The following is an 18,975-nucleotide window of genomic DNA, read 5'->3' on the forward strand; positions in this document are numbered from 1 at the left end:
GCTTTCAGTGAGGGAGGTCGGACGCGGGCTCATCGCCGTCGTCGGGCAAGTCGCCGATGTCGGCGGACAGGTCGTCCGCCAGGTCGGCGTCGGGCAATGTATCGCCGCTGACGGCCACCAGGCGCGCCGGCGCCCGCTTGAACACGTCGGCCAGGGCGCCGTTGATGATGCGCTCTTTCAAGACGTCCGTGTCCATCATCAGGTCCAGCAGCGGACCTTCCAGGATGAAGTCGCCGCGCCGCTCGATGAAGCCCAGCTTGGCCAGGGTGCCCAGGTTCATGTCCATGCGCGTCTTCTTGCCCAGCTTGTCGCCGAAGTCCGACAACAGCGCCTTGTAGGAAATGCCGATCGATGCGTCTTCCGCGCGCGGCAGCGGTTTTTCCGTGCCAAACATGTCGTTCTGGTCGTCGTCCGCGTGCTGGTGCGTTTCCTGGCGTTCACGCTTGGGCAGGATGATCTGCGCCCACAGCACCACCAGCAAGGCCACGCCATCGCGGGCCAGGCCGAAGTTGTTGTTTTGCCACACGTCGCGCGCGCCGAAAATCTTCGGCTCGATGGTGCGCGTCAGTGCCAGGGTGACATGGTCGGCGTACACGTTGTCGAGCAGTTTCAAGCCGCAGGCCAGCAGGCGCGCATCGATCTCGGCGCGGAACAGCTCGTCGGACAGCACGCGCTTGACGAGCTTGTCGTCGCGGCGCAGGGTTTGATGCGTGAGCAGGCGCGCAATCAGGATTTGGGAATCGTCATTCATCGGCGGTGCCGCTATCTAAATCAAGTGAAACATTCAGTGAAAGCGAGGCGATCGACATGGCCGCCACGTGGGGGTCGGTCAGTTGGACCATCTCGTCGGTCGGTGTAAAGGTAATCGGCAAACGGGCCAGTTCGGCCGTGGATCCCTGCAAGCTCGCTTCGGAGACGTCGCCCAGCAGCGGCAGCATGGAGGCGCGGTACGAAGCCACGGCAAAGCTGGCCGGCAACAGGGAATCCTGCACGGGCACCGATTTCGGCCCTTCTTCGCCGATGCTGGGGAAATTGCCCAGGCTGGCGAAGTTCGACAGGCGTTCGAGCAAGTCATCGAGTTCGAGTTGCATGGCGGGACCGTCGCTGATGGTGGTGGGCGCGTCCTCGCCGCTGGGCAGGCCCGTGTTGATGACACCCGCCGCCCGTTCGGACAGCAGTTCCGTTTCGGCCACGTCGATCATTTCGGCCGGCGTGGAGAACAGGGGCACGACAGGCTGGTCGATGGCGCCCTCGGCCAGGCTGGCCAGGTCGTCATGCAGCAAGAGCCAGCGCTTGATATCCGTGGTCGACAAGCCCGACTGGCCCAGGTGGACCCGCTGGCGCTCGATCTGGTTCAGGGCGCGCGAAAACATGCCTTGCATGTTCAGCAATTTACTTTGCGCGCGGCCGATCGCCTGCGCCGCCTTGTGCGTGGCGCTGTCCGCGTTTTCATCGGAGGTGATGGCCACGAGGATCTCGGAACCCTTCTCGACCCAGTCGCACGCCATGTTCCACTTCGCTTGCGCCGTGCGCAGGCGGAATTCGGAACCGGAGGCAATCGCGTCGGAAAATTCTTCCGTCAAGTCCACCAGGCGGCCCAGCAAATGCTGCAGTTGCTCGACCGACACGCCACCGACGGCTTGCGCGCCCGCCACCTGCGACAGCAGGAAACCCATTTCCGCTTCATCTTCCGTCTGCCCCAGGCCCAGCAAGCTGTCGATGGCGGACAGCACATTGCGCGCCATCGGGGTCACGCGGTACACGCCCTGCTGCGCATCCCAGGCCAGCAACTGGTTCGAGCGCAGGCGCAGCAAGACCGTTTCCAGGCTTTCCGGCAACAGATATGCGAGTTTCGTATTGATATCGGCACGCGTATAAGCGGACGTGGCCGCATCGGACGCGAGCTCGCGCAACACCAGCAGACGCACCAACACGCCATCGAAACCGCCGTGGAACAGGGCCGTAAACACTTGCAGCAGGGGCTGCGCCCGCTTCAAGTGAAAAACTTGCTCAATTTCATCGGCCGAAATATTGGGCTGGAAATGCGCCTGCAAGGAATCGTGATGCTCTTGCTCTGTCTGATTTGCATCCGTAGCCACGGCTGCACTTGCCATTATATCAATCATTCTTTTCCGGATGAGTGTTCAGCGGGCGGCGCTGCGGGCTAACGCGGCGCTGCGGGGCGGGGGCGTCAGTATATCAGTTCTGACATGCAATTTAGCGCATGGGAGGGGGCGGTGCGGACATGGCGCAACACGGCAGGTGCGCCGTGCCGGGCCAGGACGATGAAATGGGGGGCCAAACACGGCATGCCTGGCCCCAAGCCATTAGTGAACACTTACTTCCTGACGATCTTTTGCAAGGTTTGCTCGACGTAATCGCCGTCTTCATCGGCGAACGTTACCTTCACGGGATACCATTCCAGCGACGGCGCCAGCCACAGGTCCACTTGCTGGCCCTTCTTGTCCGGCGGCGGCGCCTTGACCAGGTGCACGGCTTCCACCAGACCCTGGCCGGTGGCGACCGTCTCCTGCTTGACGACCTTGAAGGTCCACGGTTCGGCGTCATGGCGGCCGGCAACGAAGAAGCTCCATTCCGAGCCGGGCGTGAATTTTTCCGGGGTGGCGCGCGCCACGCTGACCAGTTGCCAGACGGTGCTGTTGCGGTCCTGCTCGCCGCCTTTCAGCGGATACGTTTCATCGCCTTCGCTGAAGACGATGCTCTTGCTGTCTCGCTTGAAGGTGGTCGTGGCAGCTTCCTTGCGGAAACGTTTTTCCACGAACTGCGCCGGCGCCAGGCCGTAATCGTCGACCGTGCCTTCGCTGCGCTGTTCCAGGATCTTGCCGAACAGGGCAGCCTTGGTTTCGGCCAGCAGCGAGTACTTGCCGTCGCCGGCGCGCCAGTTGCTGACCGATTCGCCGGACAGCGCAATGCCGCGCTGCTTCGCCTTGATCGAATAGACGAGGTCGGCCGACGGCGCCAGCTTGTACGGGCGCTTGATGACGGGATGGTCCACGGGCTCGTCCGCCGCCATGGCGGGCGTCAGGGTGGCCGCCAGCAGGCTGGCAGCCAGGACGCGTTTCAAGGTAGTCAAAGTAGTCATTTATTTTCCTGTTGATTCATTTACGGAGATCTTGGTCACGGTTTGCGTGGTCAGCGCCCCGTTCGCTTCGGTATTGCGTATTTGTACTGGATACCATTGCATGGACGGCGCCAGCCAGACATCGAGCTGCGACGAATACGTGCCGGGCTTCGGCGGCCGGCGCAGGTGCCACGTCACCAGGCGGCCCATTTTCGTGTCCAGTTCTTCCTCGCCCACCAGGTGGAAGCGGAACACGGTCGCTTCCTTTTCCTCGCCGACGAGAATGTCGATATTGCCCACCAGCTGGTTGACGTCGGCACGGCCGATGGCGGCCAGCTGGAACGGCACGGTGGCCTTGTCCTGCGCCCCTTCCTGCCATGGCGCCGTGGCCGTCGTTGCCGAAAACGTGATGGCCTTGGCGTCGCGGTTGAAATGCGTGGCCGTTTGCGCGCGGCCCTTGCGTTTCTCCGTGGCCGTGACGGGCACGATGCCGCTGCCATCGATCTGGCCCTCGCTCGTCAGCACCAGCAGGTTGATGCGCGTGATCAGCATGCTCAAGCCCACTTCCAGTTTCAGCTGATACGTGTCGCCCCGGTTTTCCCACGCCATCGCGGCCACGCCCTGCCACTTGGTGCCGTCCGCATCGCGCCGGTCCACGTGCAGGTCGAACTGGGCCGAAGCGGGCGCGTTCGTCTTGTAGTGGCGTGCCTGCTCGACGGGCGGTGGCGGCGGTTCGCTGGCCGGCGCGGGCGCGGCGGCCACGGCGGGCGCCGGCGCCGTGATGGCCGGAGCCGCCACGGCGGCCGGCTCGCTCGTGGCCGGGCCTTCCGGCACGTCGCTGACGGGCGCCGTCAACTGCGGCGTTTCGCTCGACGCCAGCTCCGTCGGCGGCGGTGGTGGCGGCGGCCTGGGCTTGGGCACGGGCCGCAGTTCGGGCGGCGGCAGCGGCACCACCGGCAGGGGTTTGGGCGGCTCGGCGATCAAGGCCATGCTGACCATCTGCGCATGATTCTGTCCCAGCGGCACCATGCTGGCGCGCGAGGTGAGCCATTCCAACGCCACGTAATGCAGTACGCCGATGACCGCGACAAAGATGACGGTGCGGCGGCGCGGTGGCGAAAAGAAGGAGTCAGGCATCATAGGCCGTAGTGTAACGCTTCCGCCCCGCTTCCCGCTTCTTGCCCGTGCTCAACTCTTAATGTTTTATGTAAGAAAATGTTGGCGGCATTGCGTCAGTTGCAAGCCGATATCTGCTACGCTAAGGCTATCCACCTACCAGGAGATTTCGCATGGCAAACCCGCAAATGCCCCAAATGCCGGGCGCAGCAGTTGTGACCGATACGCTCGACTTCGTCAAAAACCTGTGGGGCAGCATGAGCGTGCCCGGCATGGGCATGCCTGGCATCACGGCGCCCACCATGTCGGTGGAAGAGCTGGACAAGAAAATCAATGACTTGAAGGCCGTCGAAGCATGGCTGAACCTCAACACCAGCATGCTGCGCGGCAGTATCCAGGCGCTGGAAGTGCAGCGCGGCACCATCGCCACCTTGAAATCGATGGGCGCGTCCCTGGCGGCAGCCATCACCCAGCCCGGCGCCAGCGAAAAATCCGTGTTTGAATCGGTGCCCTACGCTTCCGCGTTTTTCCAGCAAGCCGCACCTGCGGCGCCTGAACCGAAACCGGCGCCTGCGCCCGCACCGCCACCCGCTGCGGCGGCGCCCGCCGATGCCGGCAGCCAGGCCGAAGCCCAGCTGGCCAATCCAAGTGCCTGGTGGAATTTGTTACAAGATCAGTTCACGCAGGCCGTCTCGACAGCGATGTCGCCCGACGCCGCCAGCGCGGCAGCGGCCAGCTTTGGCGGCGTGAGCAAAGCCAAGCCAGCGGCCAGCAAGCCGGCCAAACCTGCCGAAGCAGGCACGGCAGCCAAGGCCAAGGCCCCGCTGCGCAAGGCGCCCGCGAAACGCGCAGCACCCAAGGCCAAAGCACCAGGCAAGGCCTGATGTTTCAAGCCGGCAATATGATCAGGCGATACGATGAATGCGGATCGCCTCGATCATGTTGTCGGCCTGGCGTTTTACGTCACCGATCGTGATCAGGCCTTCGTCGGCCAGCGCCTTGGCGTGCTCGTACGAAGACTGGAATGTTTCCAGCGTGTCTCCCTTGGCGGCGACCGGGCGTACCCAGGCAACGGCGCCGACCTTCATTTTTTTGTATACTTCATTGACCACATCACGCATAGTTTCTTCCTTATTGTTGTAAAGCAACTCAAGCACGGGCGAACCCACGCTGGCCCCTAGTTTATCATCCGGCACGCTCACGCACGGCTTTCCCCCCTTTTTCCGCTGCCGGCGGCGCATTTTCCGGCGCCGCGACGGCGTCTTCCGGCCCGGGCGGCGGCGTCAGCTGCACCAGTTGCTCCATCAATTGCGCGAAGCGCTGCTGCCCTGGTGCAATTTTGTCCACATACAACAACACTTCCATGGCTTCAGCCGCCAAATCGGCCTGAAACCCGCGCTGCTGCAGGAAGGAAACGATGATTTGCGCGGAATTGAACAGGATGCGCAAGTTGTTTGGCAGTTTTTCGCGCGCCGCGCGCATCCAGGCGACCGCTTCGTTGAGCTTGTCCGTCTTCCACAGCAGCACGCCCTTGTTCATCAGGTCCGACGCTTCCTTGCGCGAGGCGATGATCAGGCTCGTGCCTTCATCGCCCATCTTCGCCTTGTCGAAAATCTTTTGCACTTCGTCCTGCACCACCTGGTTGTCGTGGTTGTTCTTCACCACGTAGCACAGCAGGCCGGCCGGCGCATCCTTGACGCCGACGGCGAACAGCAGGGTCGCCAGTTCCATGCAGATGGCCTTCTCGGGCCGCGCCGGGTCTTCCAGCAGCATGGCTTCGAGCTCGTCGCCGCATTTGCGCGCGCGCCGGTAATCGCCCGTTTCGTGGTGCACCATGCCTTCCGTGATCTTCGCGCGCAGGCCGATCTGTTCGGGCGAGAATTCGCGCTGCGCCAGCAGCAGCCACTGCAGCGCCTCCTTCGCATCCTTCTTCAGGCCGCACACGCGCGCCAATCCCAGGTAGGCGTCCGGCGTCTTCATGACGGAAAACTCGCCGATGGAAATACACTTGCGGAAAGCCTTTTCCGCCATGCTGACATTGCCCACTTTCAGGGCCGCCAGTCCCAGGTTGCGCTGGCGCGGCACGGAATTGGGCGACAGGCGCGCCGCCTTTTCCAGCACGCCGCACGCTTCCTCGTGCTGGCCCATCAGCTGGTAGGCGACGGCCATCTGGTCGTAGGCGTCGATGTAATACTTGTTTTCGACGATCACGCCCTGGAATATCTGCCGCGCCGCCTCGTGTTCGCCGTTATTCATGCGTATCTTGCCCAGGCCCGCCTTGGCCCAGCTGTAATCGCGCTCGGCCAGCACTTTTTCGTACACGGCGCGGGCCTTTTCCGGCTCGCCGCTTTTCAGCAGCAAACTGGCCTTCATGCGCAGCAATTCCAGCTCGTGCAGCTTGTTGACCTCGATCTGCGCGTCGCACAGCTTGGCGGCGCGCAGATAATCCTTTTCCATGCAAGCCTGGTCGATTTCGCGGAACACCTGCTTCTTGTGCCACACGCGGTTCAGCCGCGTCAGCAGCACGCCTTCCGTGATCGGCTTGATCAGGTAGGCGTCGGGCTGGTGCTCGGCCGCGCCCATCACGGATTCCACGCTTTTTTCGGCCGACACCATCAGCCAGACGCTCGACGGCGCCGTCAGGTTGCGCACGCGCGTCTCTTCCAGCACTTGCTGGCCATTCTTGCCTTCGCCCAGGTTGTAATCGCACAGCACCACGTCGTAGCGCGTCTTGGCCAGCAGCTTCATGGCTTCGCCGCCGCTGGCCGCCTGGTCGATATGCCGCGCGCCCAGGTTGCGCAGCGATTCGCGCAGCAGGATGCGGATGCCGATGAAATCGTCGACCAGCAGATAATGTTTATCGGCCCAGTCGGTGCTGCCCGCTTCGGCGGCGGTGGCGTGGCTGTCTGTCGTCATGGATTCCTCGTTCAGGGCAGGCGCAGGATGAAACAGCCGCCGCCCAGCGCGCCGCCATTTTCCAGGGCGATGCTGCCGCTGCTGCCCCGGTGCTTGTGCATCTTTGCCACTTCGCTGGAAAAATACAGGCCCAGTCCCGTGCTGTTGGTGGAAAAATTCACGCCGGCCGCCATGCCATCCATGGCCGCGCTGCCCGCGTCCAGCAAGGCCTGCGTATAGCCGTCGCCATTGTCTTCCACGCGCAGTTCGAGCAAGCCATCGGCCTCGCAGACCGACAGGCGAATCGTGTCTTTCGTGTAGCGGATGGCGTTGTTGATCGCATGCGCGAGCACGCCGATGACCAGGTCTTCATCGAGGGTCCAGATCAGCTCGGACGGACAGGCCGTCTCCAGCTGGATGCCTTTCGAGGCCAGCAGGATCTTTTCCTGGCCCACCACCTGGTCGATGACCTGGCTGACCAGTTGCGGCTGCACGTCGAAGGGGTAGCCGGGCTTGCCCACTTCCTTGTACAGGGCCAGCAGCTGGATCAGGTTATCGTTGAGGCGCTTGGTCTGGTACAGCATCTGCGCCATCTGCAGGTAGGCGGGGTCGGCCTGGGGCGCGGGCTTGGCCTGCTCGGCCGCCAGCAGCGACTCCAAGGTGCCGCTGACAACGCTGATCGAGTTTTTCATGTCGTGCACGGTCGACGCCAGGAACAGGAAAAGCTCGGGCGAGCTGTGTTGATCTTCCACCGGATATCTCCTTGGGGGCCGCGGCTTGAATATTGCCAAGGATAAATTATACCGCCAGCCTGCGGGCGCCTGCCAGCCAGGCGCAAAGTCCGTGACATGACGCAACAATGCCGCCCCCGCTGGCGCAGGGGCGGCATCGGCTTGACAAGGCGGCAAGATCAGCGGCGCGCGCCCGCCAGGCGTCTGACCACGACGATCATGCGGTCGATTTCCTCATACGTGTTGTAGAAGGCGAACGAAGGGCGCACGGTCGCTTCCACGCCGAAGCGGCGCAGAATCGGCTGGGCGCAGTGGTGGCCCGAGCGCACGGCGATACCCTCGTCATTGAGGGCGCGCCCCACTTCCGCCGGCTCGTAACCGGCCAGCACGAACGAGGCCACGCTGGCCTTGTCCAGCGCCGTGCCGATCAGGCGCACGCCGGGAATGGCTTGCAACTGGTGCGTCGCGTATTCCAGCAGCGCGTGCTCGTAGGCGGCGATGTTTTCCAGGCCGATGCGCTGCACGTAGTCGATGGCCGCGCCCAGGCCCACGGCATCGGCGATATTGCCCGTGCCCGCCTCGAAACGGTTCGGCACGCCCTGGTAGACGGTGCGCTCGAACGTGACGTCGGCAATCATGTTGCCGCCGCCCTGCCATGGCGGCAATTGCTCCAGCAAATCCGCCTTGCCATACACGGCGCCGATGCCCGTCGGGCCGAACACTTTATGCCCCGAAAACACGTAAAAATCCGCGCCCAGCGCCTGCACGTCCACGTGCAGGTGCGACACGGCCTGCGCGCCGTCGACCAGCACGCGCACGCCGGCCGCATGCGCGAGCGCGATGATCTGCGCCACGGGCGTGACCGTCCCCAGCGCATTCGACACCTGCGTCACGGACACCAGCTTGGTGCGCCCGTTGAGCAGCTTGCGGAATTCATCAAGGATGATCTGCCCGCTGTCGTCGACGGGAATCACGCGCAATGTCGCGCCCTTTTCCGCCGCCAGCTGCTGCCACGGCACGATGTTGGCGTGGTGTTCGAGCTGCGAGACGATGATCTCGTCGCCGCTGGCTATGTACTTGCGGCCAAAGGTATTGGCGACCAGGTTGATGCCTTCCGTGGCGCCCCGCACGAAGATGATTTCATTGGCCGAGGCGGCGCCCAGAAAACTGGCGACCTTGGCGCGTGCCGCTTCATACGCATCGCTGGCGCGCGCCGCCAGCGCGTGCGCCGCGCGATGGATGTTCGAATTTTCGTGCGCATAGAAATACGACACGCGGTCGATCACCGACTGCGGCTTGTGCGTGGTGGCCGCATTGTCGAACCAGGCCAGCGGCTTGCCATTGACCCGCTCGGCCAGCACGGGAAAATCGCGCCGCACGGCGTGTACATCGAACGGCGCCGGCGTCTGGTGCTGGCCAGGCGTCGTCGCCGAGGGCAGCTCGGTCTGGAAATAGAACGCGGGCTGGCCACTGGCTGGCGAGACGGGCAGCTGGCGCGCGGGCGCCTGCTGCGGCGTGGCAAACAGGCCCCGCACATCATCGGGCGCTGCCTGCCCTTGCCCCTGCCGCGCCAGGCCATCAAGGCCATTGCCCGACGCGGGATAACCATGCGCGCCACCGATAAAATAATACGGCGACGGCGCGGCTGGCGCATTGATCGCCGACAAGCGCGGCGTCGGCACGGACGCGGGGGCCGGCGCGATCGGCGCTTCCAGGGGCGCCGTCACGGGCGGCACCTGCGCCGTCGCCACGCCGGGAGCGATGGCGGCGAACGCAGGACCGGGTTGCGGCGGCGGACGGTTCGCATAGCGGGAAGCCGCATCGAGCACGCTGCCGGAACCGCCGAGGCTGGGCGACTTGTCCAAGCCCGGCAGGCGGGCAAAAAACTCGCCCGCCAGACGGTTCAAGGTCGCTTCGTCGGGTAAAAACGGGACGGCAGGCAAGCCCGCCGCGCCATCACTTGTAGGTGTCTGGGTAGTCATGGTATTTACCGATCTCCACGTCTTCCAGTACGGCCAGCGCATCGTCGGTCAGCACGGCCAGCGAGCAATACAGCGAAATCAGATAGGACGAAATCGCGTGGCGGTTGATGCCCATGAAACGCACGGACAGACCCGGGCTTTGCTCGCCCGCCAGGCCAGGCTGGAACAGGCCGATCACGCCCTGGCGCTGTTCGCCCGCGCGCAGCAGGATGATCTTCGTCTTGCCGTCTTCTATCGGCAGTTTGTCGGACGGCACCAGCGGCACGCCGCGCCACGTGAGGAACTGGGAACCGAACAGGCTGACGGTCGGCGGCGGCACGCCGCGGCGCGTGCATTCGCGGCCGAAGGCGGCAATCGCCAGCGGATGCGCGAGGAAAAAGCCCGGCTCCTTCCACACCTTGGTCAGCAGTTCGTCGAGGTCGTCCGGCGTGGGCGCGCCCGTCAGGGTAAAGATGCGCTGGTCGTCGTGCACGCTGGCCAGCAGGCCGTAGTCGGGATTGTTGATCAATTCGCTTTCCTGGCGCTCCTTGATCGTTTCGATGGTCAGGCGCAGCTGCTCCTTGATCTGGTCGTGCGGGCTGCTGTACAGGTCCGACACGCGCGTGTGCACGTCGAGCACCGTGCTGACGGCATTGAGGAAGTATTCGCGCGGCTGGTCGTCGTAGTCGACGAAGGTTTGCGGCAGTTCCGACTCGTCGCGCTGCGAGCAGGCCACGCGCACATCCTTCGGGTTTTTCACGCGGTTCAGGCGGTAGATACCCGCTTCCACGGGCAGCCATTGCAGCAGGTGCACGAGCCAGCGCGGCGTGATCGTGGATAACTGGGGGACGCTCTTGCTTGCATTGGCCAGCTGGCGCGCGGCGTTGTCGCCCAGCGCGAACTGGCTCTCTGTTGCTTCTGCCATGACTACTCCTGATGAGAAAAGTGAATATGCTTATCTGAAAAACAAATAAAGTATCAAGCGTCTCCCCTCTTCTCTCAACATGCTATCGCCATCAACGCGGCGTTTAATCGACCCGCTTTAATCCACCAATTCCGGCTCGCAGCGCGCCATCAATCCCGCCAGGCCGATGCCCAGCGCGCCGGCCAGTTTTTCCACCGTCAGCAGCGACGGCGTGGCGGCGCCCCGTTCGATTTCGCCGATGAACGAGCGGTTCAAGTCGGCCGCTTCGGCCAGGCGCTCCTGCGACCAGCCATGCCCTTCGCGCAACTGGCGCACGGCCAGTCCAAACTGTTTGATCAACATGCTGTCCTCATGGGTGGTGGGCAAAAGCGGGGTGGGATGACGCGGGCAACTCCGGCGCCTCCTGCTGGTTATGCGCTTGCGTGACATGGCTGCCGGGCGCCACGCTGCGGGTCAGCCAGACATTGCCGCCGATGACGGAGCCCTGGCCGATGGTCACCCGTCCCAGGATCGTCGCGCCCGCGTAGATGACCACGTCGTCCTGCACGATGGGATGGCGCGCCAGTCCCTTTTTCAGCACGCCATCGGCGCCGGCGGGAAAGCGCTTGGCGCCCAGGGTGACGGCTTGATAGATGCGCACGCGTTCGCCGATGATGGCCGTCTCGCCGATCACCACACCCGTGCCATGGTCGATGAAAAAGCTGCTGCCGATGATGGCGCCCGGGTGGATGTCGATGCCCGTCTGCGAATGGGCCACTTCGGCGATGATGCGCGCCACCAGCGGCGCGCCCAGTGCATACAAGGTGTGCGCCAGGCGGTAATGGATGATGGCCAGGATGCCCGGATAGCACAGCAGCACTTCGTCGACGCTGTGCGCAGCCGGGTCGCCATGGAAGGCGGCCGCCACGTCCGTGTCGAGCTGGGCACGGATGCGCGGCAGCGCGCGGGCGAAGCGCTGCACGATGGCCAGCGCCTGCTGTTCGATGGACACCGTCTGCTGCAAGCCATGCTGGCGCGCGTGGTAACTGAGTTCGCGCCGCACCTGTTCGTGCAAGCCCGTCAGGGTCGTGTCGAGCGTGTGGCCGACAAAGAAATCCTCGCTCTCCTGCTGCAGGTCGAGGGGCCCCAGGCGCATGGGGAACAGGGCCGCGCACAGGGCTCCGACGATGTCGCGCAAATGCTGGCGCGACGGGAACTCGCGCGCGCCGCACTCCTGGTTGCTGGCCAATCCTTCGCGCCACTGCTCGCGCACGGCGCGCAATTCATCGACTATCTGGCGCAATTCCCACTGCGGCTGCGCGGCTAGGGAGGCGGGGGGGATGGCTCGCTGGTTCATGGTGATCCTGAAGGGAGATTTAATCTTGCAGCCAGGGCAGCGCATGCCAGCGCCAGCCGCCGCTGTGGCCCCGCTGCTGCTGCTCGTCGAGGTCGCCCTCGAAGCCTTGCGCGATATTGAAGACGTGCGTGAAGCCGGCCTTGGCCGCCGCTTCGGCAGCTGCGGCCGAGCGCTTGCCGCTGCGGCACAGCAGCACCACGACGGCGTCCTTGCCGCCCACTTTCGCTTCCAGTTCGCGCGTAAAGCGGGGATTGCGGTTCATGGACGTGCCGGTCGCCCACGCCACGTGCAGCGAGGCGGGCACGTAGCCGACGAAGGTACGTTCTTCATTCGTGCGCACGTCGACCAGCACGGCTTTGCCGGCCTGCACCAGCTGCCATGCATCCTGCGCACTGACGATGCCCGCATACGGCAAGCCTTGCGCCTGCGCCTGGGTACGCGCGAGATTGAGCACTTCGTCAAACGCCGCCTCGCCGTGCGCGGCGCGGGGATCGAAAATCAGTTCTTCAGCAGCCATCTTTCCACCTCTTTATTCCGTCGTCAAAAACCAGCACGAGTCCACTGTAGCGAACTTATGTTGTTCGGAAAACAAATTAAAAAGAGTTTGGAAAGCTGAAAAACGTATATGGAGAAATCGAAGGGGGAGCGTCTGGAAATGCCCAGGGCCAGGCGGAGTGCCGAAGACAGTACGAACGTACGGCGAGGCAGGACAACAACGCCATGGGCTTTTTCAGGCGTTCCGGCGGCGCTCGCGCAGCAGGAAGCGCGCAGGGTCCAAAGCGGCGGCCAATTGACTCTCCAGCGGCAGCGGCTCGCCCTCCAGCTGGCAAGCCAGCAGCTCAGCCGCCAGCGGCGCCCAGATCAGGCCGCGCGAGGCATAAGCGAGCAAGCCGAACAGGCCGGGCCAGCGGGGCACGTCGCGCAGGCGCTCGCAGCGGCCCGGCACGCCGGGATCGGGCAAGGCGCCCGCCAACGGCAAACGGTCCGGCGCCACGCAGCGAAAGCCCGTGCGCCCGGCCAGCGGCGCCTCGAACGGGGCCACGCCAAGGATGTCGGCGATCTTCGCGATATTTTCTTCCTGGCTCGATGGGCGCAACGTGGTGTCCGCGTCCGCATCGTAGCTGGCGCCCACGCACACGACACCCTGGTGCGCCGGCGTCATATAGGCTTCGCGGCAGACGACGAACGGCAACGAAGGCAAGCTGCCTTCGGCCAGGTGCGTGACCTGCCCGCGCACGGCGTCCAGCGGCAGGCCGGCCGCTTGCTCGACATCCACGGCCCCCGTACCCGCCGCCAGGATGACGGTAGGTGCGGCCGCGATCAGGGTGCCTTGCGCATCGCGCACCAGCCATTCCTGATCGCCGCGTTCCAGGCGCAGGGCGCTACTGGAAAAGCGCCGCGTGAGCAAGGCGCCGCAAGCGTCCAGCATGGCGGCGCAGACGGAGGACGGGCGCGCCCAGCCGCCCTGTTCGAACCACCAGGCGCCATCGGGCGCCGGCGCGCCCAGCATGGAGGCCGCCTCGGGCGCTTCCAGCCAGCGGGCGAATTCGCGCGGATACAGGCCGCTGGCGGCGATCTGCCGCTGCACCTGCGCATGCGCGTCATCGCGCGCCAGTTGCAGCACGCCGCATTGCGCGCCATCAAAAGCGCTGCCGATGCCGCCCAAATCTTGCCAGTAGCGCAGCGAGTACAGGTAGGCGGCGCGCACCAGGCGCGTGGCGATATTGTCGTCCTTCGACAGCTGCGGCATGAAGATGCCGGCCAGGTTGCCCGACGCCTCGCTGGCCGGCCGTGCGTGGCGTTCGATCAAGGTCACCTTCCAGCCGCGCGCGGCCAGGCGTTCGCAGGCGGCCGCACCGGCCACGCCCGCGCCGATGACGATAGCGCGCCGCTCGGGCGCCACGGCAGCCACCTGCTCTGCGCGCCGCGCATAAAACATGGCGCGCAAGCGGCTCTCGTCGAAGACAAAACCGTTCTTTTGCAGCGCCATGCGCTGCGCCTCGTCCAGGTGCACGGCCTGCAGGCGGGCGCCATCGACCATCAGGCGCGCCAGCACGGGCGTGGCTGCCGGCACCCAGGCCAGGTGCACTTCGTCGACACGCGCCGACAATTGCGCCAGGCAGGCATCGGGCTCGCCGATCAGCACATCGAGCGTGACGAGGCCATCGTGCGAGACCATGCGGTGCAGGCCCGGCACGCAGGGCGGCCACTGCGCGCGCCACTGCTCGGGCAAGTGGTTGGCGTCGACGGGACGCGGCGCCAGCGCGATGTAATGCAGGCGGCGGCCGCCATGCGCCGCGCAAACGGCACGCAAGCGGGCGCCGTCAAAATCCGTGTCGAGCAGGACCAGCGCGCGGCGCATCAATGCCCCGCGCGGCAAAAGCAGGCGGGCGCATGGTCGTCGACCATGCCGATACCCTGCATGTAGGCGTAGATGATGGTCGAACCGACGAACTTGAAGCCCCGCTTGAGCAAATCTTTCGACAGTTTGTCGGACAAGGCCGTCCTGGCGGGACGCTCGCCGGTCTGCCAGCTGTTGACGATGGGCTGGCCATCGACATACGCCCACAGGAAGCTGTCCAGGGTCTGCCCTTCCGCGCGCAGGCGCAAATAGGCTTGCGCATTCGTGATGGCCGCCGCCACCTTCAGGCGGTTGCGCACGATGCCCGGGTCGAGCAGCAGCTGCGCCACCTTGTCCGGGCCATACGCGGCGATCTTTTCCGCATCCCAGTTATCGAAGGCGGCGCGGTAGGTGTCGCGCTTGTTGAGGATGGTTTCCCAGCTCAGGCCAGCCTGCGCGCCTTCCAGGTTCAGCATCTCGAACAGCCGGCGCTCGTCGTGGCAGGGCACGCCCCACTCCGTATCGTGGTAATCGAGATAACGGGGATTGGCCGGATTGGCCCAGGCGCAGCGGGTAATATTCATGGTCGTGTTCTTCATGTGCAGGCAAGTCTCAGTATAGTTTATCGGCCGCGCAGGAGGCGCCCCAGTTCCAGCAAGCCGTGCGCCATCTCGGCCGGGGGAATCGCCGCAAAGCCCAGCAGCAGCCCGGGCGGCGTGGCGCAGGCGGCACTGGCATCAGGGTCGGCATAGTGGCCCAGCGGACGCAATTCGATGCCCCGTGCCAGGCCCGCGCGCGACACCGCTTCCTCGTCATGGCTGCCGCGGAAATACGCGCACAGTTCCAGGCCGCTGTCGGCCGGGCCGCAGGCGAGCTGATCGTCGAGTTCGCGCGCCAGGCCACGCACCAGCAGGTCGCGCCGCTCGGCATTGCTGTCGCGCGTGCGGCGGATATGCCGGCCAAAGTGGCCCTCGGCGATGAAGTCGGCCAGCGCCATCTGCGGCACGATGGCCGTGTGGCGGTCCATCACGGCCTTGGCCTGCACCAGCGCTTCGGCCAGCGCGGGCGGCGCCACCATGTAGCCCAGGCGCAGGCCCGGGAACAGCACTTTCGACAAGGTGCCCACGTACACCACGCAGCCGGCCCGGTCCAGGCTTTGCAGGGACGCCAGCGGCGCGCCCGTGTAGCGGTATTCGCTGTCGTAATCGTCTTCCACCAGCCAGGCTTTGTTTTGCGCGGCCCAGGCCAGCAAGGCCAGGCGGCGGGGCAAACTCATGCTCACGCCCAGCGGCATCTGGTGCGATGGCGTCACGTAGGCCAGCTTCGCCTGCGGGCAATGCGCCACGCCATACGCCACGTCGAGCCCCTGCGCATCGACGGGAACGGGAAAGACGCGCGCGCCGGCCGCGCGCAGCGGGCCGCTGGCGCCCCGGTAGCCGGGCGACTCCATCCAGGCCGCGTCACCGGGCGCCAGCAGGATGGTCGACAGCAGGAACAGCGCCTGCTGCGAGCCGGAGGTGATGACGATCTGCTGCGGCGTGCACTGGACGCCGCGCGACGCCTTCAGGTACACGCACAGCAGTTCGCGCAGCGGCAGGTAGCCGGCCGGGTCGCTGTAGCCGAAATGGTGATCGGGCCGGCGCCAGCGCCGCGCTTCCAGGCGGTTCCACACGTCGAACGGGAAATGGTCGATGCGCGGCATGCCGACGCGAAAGGCGCGCAGCGCCCCCCGGTGGAACGCCACCTGGCGCATGGCCGCCACCACGCCCTGCCCGCGCGCCGACAGGGGCCGCAGCAAGCCCGGCGCCGCGGCAGGGACGGGCAGCGGAACGTCGCGACTGACAAAGGTGCCGCGCCCCACGGCGCCATCGAGATAGCCTTCGGCCGCCAGCTGCGCATACGCATTGAGCACCGTCTGGCGCGACACGGCCAGCAGGCGGCAAAAGTCGCGCGTGGGCGGCAGCTGCATGCCGGGACTCATGCGGCCATCGAGGATGGCGGCCTTGATGGCTGCATACAGCTGGCGAAACAGCGGCTCGCTGGCGCCGCGCTGCAGCGGCAAGGCGGCGATAACCTGGTGCAGGTGGGAAACTGGCATGGTGGCATTCTTAAATTGGTAGCTTCAAGATAGCACTTATTGGCTGTTTTAAATAGCCAAGACTGGCGCTAAGATGGTGCATCCCCCTTCTACTCTTGCGGAGCACCCATGCATCAGTTTTTCGCCACCGTGGCCTGGCAGCGTGACGGCCAGGATTTCGCCGGCCAGCGCTACAGCCGCGGCCATGAATGGCAGTTCGACGGCGGCCTGACGGTACCCGCTTCGTCGTCGCCCCTGTCCGTGCCGCTGCCCATGTCGGTGGCGGAAAACGTCGATCCGGAAGAAGCGCTGGTGGCTGCCACGTCGAGCTGCCACATGCTGTTCTTCCTGTCGCTGGCAGCGCAGCGCGGCTACGTCATCGACGACTACCGCGACGACGCCGTCGGCGAACTGGGAAAAAATGCCGCTGGGCGCCTGGCCATGACGCGCATCGTGCTGCGTCCGCGCATCGTCTTCGCGGGATCGCCGCCCTCGCCCGAGGCGCTGGCCGCCCTGCACCACGACGCGCACGAGCGCTGCTACATCGCCAATTCGCTGACGGCCGACGTGGTCGTGGAAGGAGCGCACTAAATGTACACGCCCGCCACCTTCCGCGAAGAGCGCCTCGAGGTGCTGCATGGCCTGATCGCCGCGCATCCGCTGGGTGCGCTGGTGCGCCATGGCGCCGATGGCCTGTGCGCCGACCACCTGCCGTTCGAGATCGCCGCGCCCACGCCCGAGGCACCATTCGGCATCCTGCGCGCCCACGTGGCGCGCGCCAACCCGCTGTGGCGCGCGGCCGGCGGGAGCGATGACTGCATGGTGATCTTCCAGGGGCCGCATGCCTACATCACGCCCGCCTGGTATGCGGAAAAGCAGCGCAGCGGCAAGGAAGTCCCCACCTTCAACTACGCGGTCGTGCACGCGCACGGCCCCCTGCGCGCCATCGACGACGCGGCGTGGCTGCTGGCATTGGTGGAGCGCCTGACGGCGCGCCATGAGGCAGATCAAGCCGCGCCTTGGAAGGTGGGCGATGCGCCGGCCGGCTACATCGAGAAACTCTTGAAAGCCATCGTCGGCATCGAGATTCCCCTCACGCGCATCACGGGCAAATGGAAGCTGGGGCAGAACCGCAGCATGCAGGACCAGGCCAGCATGGCGCATGGCCTGGCGCTGGACACGCAAGCCGGCGCGGCGCAGGCCCTGGGCGCGCTGATCGCCGCCAACGTCAAGTCAGCCAGCTGACGGCCGCCGAAAACGTCAAAAACGACAGCGCCGTCGAGACCAAAATGATGCGGGCGATGCGCGCTGCGCAGTGCTCACGATGATGCGCAAGGCGCGAGGCGCGGCCCGGGCCAACGCGTCCACCCTCACGCCAGCCAGCTGACAGCCGCCGAAAACGTCAAAAACGACAGCGCCGTCGAGACCAGAATGATGCGGGCGATGCGCGCCGCGCAGTGCTCACGATGATGCGCAAGGCGCGAGGCGCGGCCCGGGACAACGAGTCCACCCTCACGCCAGCCAGCTGACGGCCGCCGAAAACGTCAGAAACGACAGCGCCGTCGACACGAGGATGATGCGGGCGATACGCGCAGTGTTCGCCCCGAAGCGTTCCGACAGCAGCGAGACGTTGCTGGCGCTGGGCAGGCAAGCCACCAGCACCATGCAGGTCAGCGCAAACGGATCGAGCGGCGCGCCCAGCGCGATGGCCGCATGGCCTGTGCCCCACACCAGCAGCGGATGCAGCAGCAGTTTTTTCAGCGCCACGGGCACATACTCTCCCAGTGGCGCCGGGTCGCTCGTGCTCATTTGCGAACGGGCCAGCACGGCGCCGATGGTAAACAGGGCGACGGGTGAGGCGGCGTCGGCCAGCAGGCCCACCGTCTGCATCAAAGGCTTGGGCAAGGCCAGTTCCAGCCACGACGACAGGGCACCCAGCACAATGGCCCACGGCATCGGATTGCCCACCATGCCCTTCAGGGCATTCATGACGGCGGCGCGGCTGCCATGCGCGCCGCCGCTGCCGATGCGCGACAGGGCGATGCACAGCGAGCTGGTAATGAGCATGTCGACGACGATGGTGACGATGACGGGACCCGAGGAGCGGGGACCGAGCAAGGTCAATAGCAGGGGCACGCCCATGAAGCCCGTATTCGGGAAGGCCGCCACCAGCGCACCGAAGGCGGCGTTGTTCCAGTCGATGCGGTGGCTCAGGGTCATGGCTGTGGTGACGCCCACCATGATCAGGGCGCACAGCAGGTAGACGCCGAACACGCTGGCGTCGAGCAGCTGCGCGATGGGCGTGGCGGCGCCGAAGCGATACAGCATGCAGGGCAGCGCGAAGTACAGGACAAAACTGTTCAAGCCGCCGATGGCGGCCAGCGGCAGCAGCTTGCGCCGCACGGCCAGGTAGCCGCACAGCACCAGGGCGAAGAAGGGAAAGGTGATGGCGAGGATGGTCAGCATGGAGCGCCATTGTAGCGCGCTGCACTGGCCGGCCGCCTGGCGCAA

19 protein-coding genes are annotated in these 18,975 nt (G+C 65.4%); 3 read left to right on the forward strand and 16 right to left on the reverse strand.

Annotated elements, in window-relative coordinates:
- Nucleotides 1-4: 4 nt before the first annotated feature.
- The 4 genes from O0881_RS16995 to O0881_RS17010 all read right to left on the reverse strand — a co-directional run bounded on the left by O0881_RS16995 (nt 5) and on the right by O0881_RS17010 (nt 4,222).
- Nucleotides 5-751: a hypothetical protein gene (locus O0881_RS16995; RefSeq protein WP_077399077.1), complete on the reverse strand. Its 747-nt coding sequence runs from the start codon at nt 749-751 to the stop codon at nt 5-7.
- Nucleotides 744-2,114: a hypothetical protein gene (locus O0881_RS17000; protein WP_092608970.1), complete on the reverse strand. Its 1,371-nt coding sequence runs from the start codon at nt 2,112-2,114 to the stop codon at nt 744-746. The genes O0881_RS16995 and O0881_RS17000 overlap by 8 nt, the downstream gene beginning before the upstream one ends.
- Nucleotides 2,115-2,338: 224 nt before the next feature.
- Nucleotides 2,339-3,103 carry a DUF3108 domain-containing protein gene (locus tag O0881_RS17005; RefSeq protein ID WP_099665640.1) on the reverse strand — a complete coding sequence of 255 codons (765 nt, stop codon included), beginning with the start codon at nt 3,101-3,103 and terminating at the stop codon, nt 2,339-2,341.
- Complete coding sequence (locus O0881_RS17010) at nt 3,104-4,222, reverse strand: DUF3108 domain-containing protein (RefSeq protein ID WP_289912310.1); 1,119 nt, start codon at nt 4,220-4,222, stop codon at nt 3,104-3,106.
- Nucleotides 4,223-4,371: 149 nt separating this feature from the next.
- On the opposite strand from O0881_RS17010, the gene O0881_RS17015 reads away from it, so the two are divergent.
- Nucleotides 4,372-5,082 (forward strand): PhaM family polyhydroxyalkanoate granule multifunctional regulatory protein, encoded by a 711-nt coding sequence (locus O0881_RS17015; RefSeq protein ID WP_289912311.1) that lies wholly within the window; start codon nt 4,372-4,374, stop codon nt 5,080-5,082.
- A gap of 21 nt (nt 5,083-5,103) precedes the next feature.
- Here O0881_RS17015 and O0881_RS17020 read toward each other — a convergent pair whose 3' ends face one another.
- From O0881_RS17020 to O0881_RS17070, 11 genes are all read right to left on the reverse strand, one after another.
- On the reverse strand, nt 5,104-5,400 hold the full coding sequence (locus O0881_RS17020; protein WP_251349309.1) for a hypothetical protein: 297 nt from the start codon (nt 5,398-5,400) through the stop codon (nt 5,104-5,106).
- The gene (locus O0881_RS17025; protein ID WP_099665642.1) at nt 5,384-7,114 is read right to left on the reverse strand and encodes a response regulator; all 1,731 of its coding nucleotides are present in this window, start codon (nt 7,112-7,114) and stop codon (nt 5,384-5,386) included. The genes O0881_RS17020 and O0881_RS17025 overlap by 17 nt, the downstream gene beginning before the upstream one ends.
- A gap of 11 nt (nt 7,115-7,125) precedes the next feature.
- Entirely contained in the window at nt 7,126-7,845 is a 720-nt protein-coding gene (locus tag O0881_RS17030; RefSeq protein WP_289912312.1) for a HAMP domain-containing sensor histidine kinase, read from the reverse strand.
- 158 nt (nt 7,846-8,003) lie between these two features.
- Nucleotides 8,004-9,806 (reverse strand): family 2A encapsulin nanocompartment cargo protein cysteine desulfurase, encoded by a 1,803-nt coding sequence (locus O0881_RS17035; RefSeq protein WP_289912313.1) that lies wholly within the window; start codon nt 9,804-9,806, stop codon nt 8,004-8,006.
- The gene (locus tag O0881_RS17040) at nt 9,781-10,710 is read right to left on the reverse strand and encodes a family 2A encapsulin nanocompartment shell protein (protein ID WP_034753448.1); all 930 of its coding nucleotides are present in this window, start codon (nt 10,708-10,710) and stop codon (nt 9,781-9,783) included. The genes O0881_RS17035 and O0881_RS17040 overlap by 26 nt, the downstream gene beginning before the upstream one ends.
- A 117-nt stretch (nt 10,711-10,827) precedes the next feature.
- Nucleotides 10,828-11,052, reverse strand: a complete 225-nt coding sequence (locus O0881_RS17045; protein WP_034784364.1) for a helix-turn-helix transcriptional regulator — start codon at nt 11,050-11,052, stop codon at nt 10,828-10,830.
- A gap of 7 nt (nt 11,053-11,059) precedes the next feature.
- Nucleotides 11,060-12,046, reverse strand: coding sequence for a serine O-acetyltransferase EpsC (gene epsC / locus O0881_RS17050; protein ID WP_289912314.1), 987 nt, complete (start codon nt 12,044-12,046; stop codon nt 11,060-11,062).
- A 19-nt stretch (nt 12,047-12,065) separates the two neighbouring features.
- A complete protein-coding gene (locus O0881_RS17055; protein ID WP_289912315.1) occupies nt 12,066-12,563 on the reverse strand; it encodes a rhodanese-like domain-containing protein in 498 nt (165 codons plus the stop codon).
- A gap of 213 nt (nt 12,564-12,776) precedes the next feature.
- Complete coding sequence (gene mnmC / locus O0881_RS17060) at nt 12,777-14,408, reverse strand: FAD-dependent 5-carboxymethylaminomethyl-2-thiouridine(34) oxidoreductase MnmC (RefSeq protein WP_289912316.1); 1,632 nt, start codon at nt 14,406-14,408, stop codon at nt 12,777-12,779.
- Complete coding sequence (locus tag O0881_RS17065) at nt 14,408-14,971, reverse strand: DNA-3-methyladenine glycosylase I (RefSeq protein WP_251349315.1); 564 nt, start codon at nt 14,969-14,971, stop codon at nt 14,408-14,410. The genes mnmC and O0881_RS17065 overlap by 1 nt, the downstream gene beginning before the upstream one ends.
- A 38-nt stretch (nt 14,972-15,009) precedes the next feature.
- Nucleotides 15,010-16,485, reverse strand: a complete 1,476-nt coding sequence (locus tag O0881_RS17070; RefSeq protein ID WP_289912317.1) for a PLP-dependent aminotransferase family protein — start codon at nt 16,483-16,485, stop codon at nt 15,010-15,012.
- Between the two features lie 108 nt (nt 16,486-16,593).
- Between O0881_RS17070 and O0881_RS17075 the strand changes: the two genes are divergently transcribed.
- Both O0881_RS17075 and O0881_RS17080 read left to right on the forward strand, forming a co-directional pair.
- Nucleotides 16,594-17,055 carry an OsmC family protein gene (locus O0881_RS17075; protein ID WP_289912318.1) on the forward strand — a complete coding sequence of 154 codons (462 nt, stop codon included), beginning with the start codon at nt 16,594-16,596 and terminating at the stop codon, nt 17,053-17,055.
- Nucleotides 17,056-17,709, forward strand: coding sequence for an FMN-binding negative transcriptional regulator (locus O0881_RS17080; protein ID WP_289912319.1), 654 nt, complete (start codon nt 17,056-17,058; stop codon nt 17,707-17,709).
- A gap of 267 nt (nt 17,710-17,976) precedes the next feature.
- Here the strand turns inward: O0881_RS17080 and O0881_RS17085 are convergent, their stop codons facing one another.
- Nucleotides 17,977-18,930 (reverse strand): AEC family transporter, encoded by a 954-nt coding sequence (locus O0881_RS17085; protein ID WP_289912320.1) that lies wholly within the window; start codon nt 18,928-18,930, stop codon nt 17,977-17,979.
- Between the last annotated feature and the right edge of the window lie 45 nt (nt 18,931-18,975).

This window comes from Janthinobacterium sp. SUN100, assembly GCF_030397705.1.
GTDB lineage: Bacteria > Pseudomonadota > Gammaproteobacteria > Burkholderiales > Burkholderiaceae_D > Janthinobacterium > Janthinobacterium kumbetense.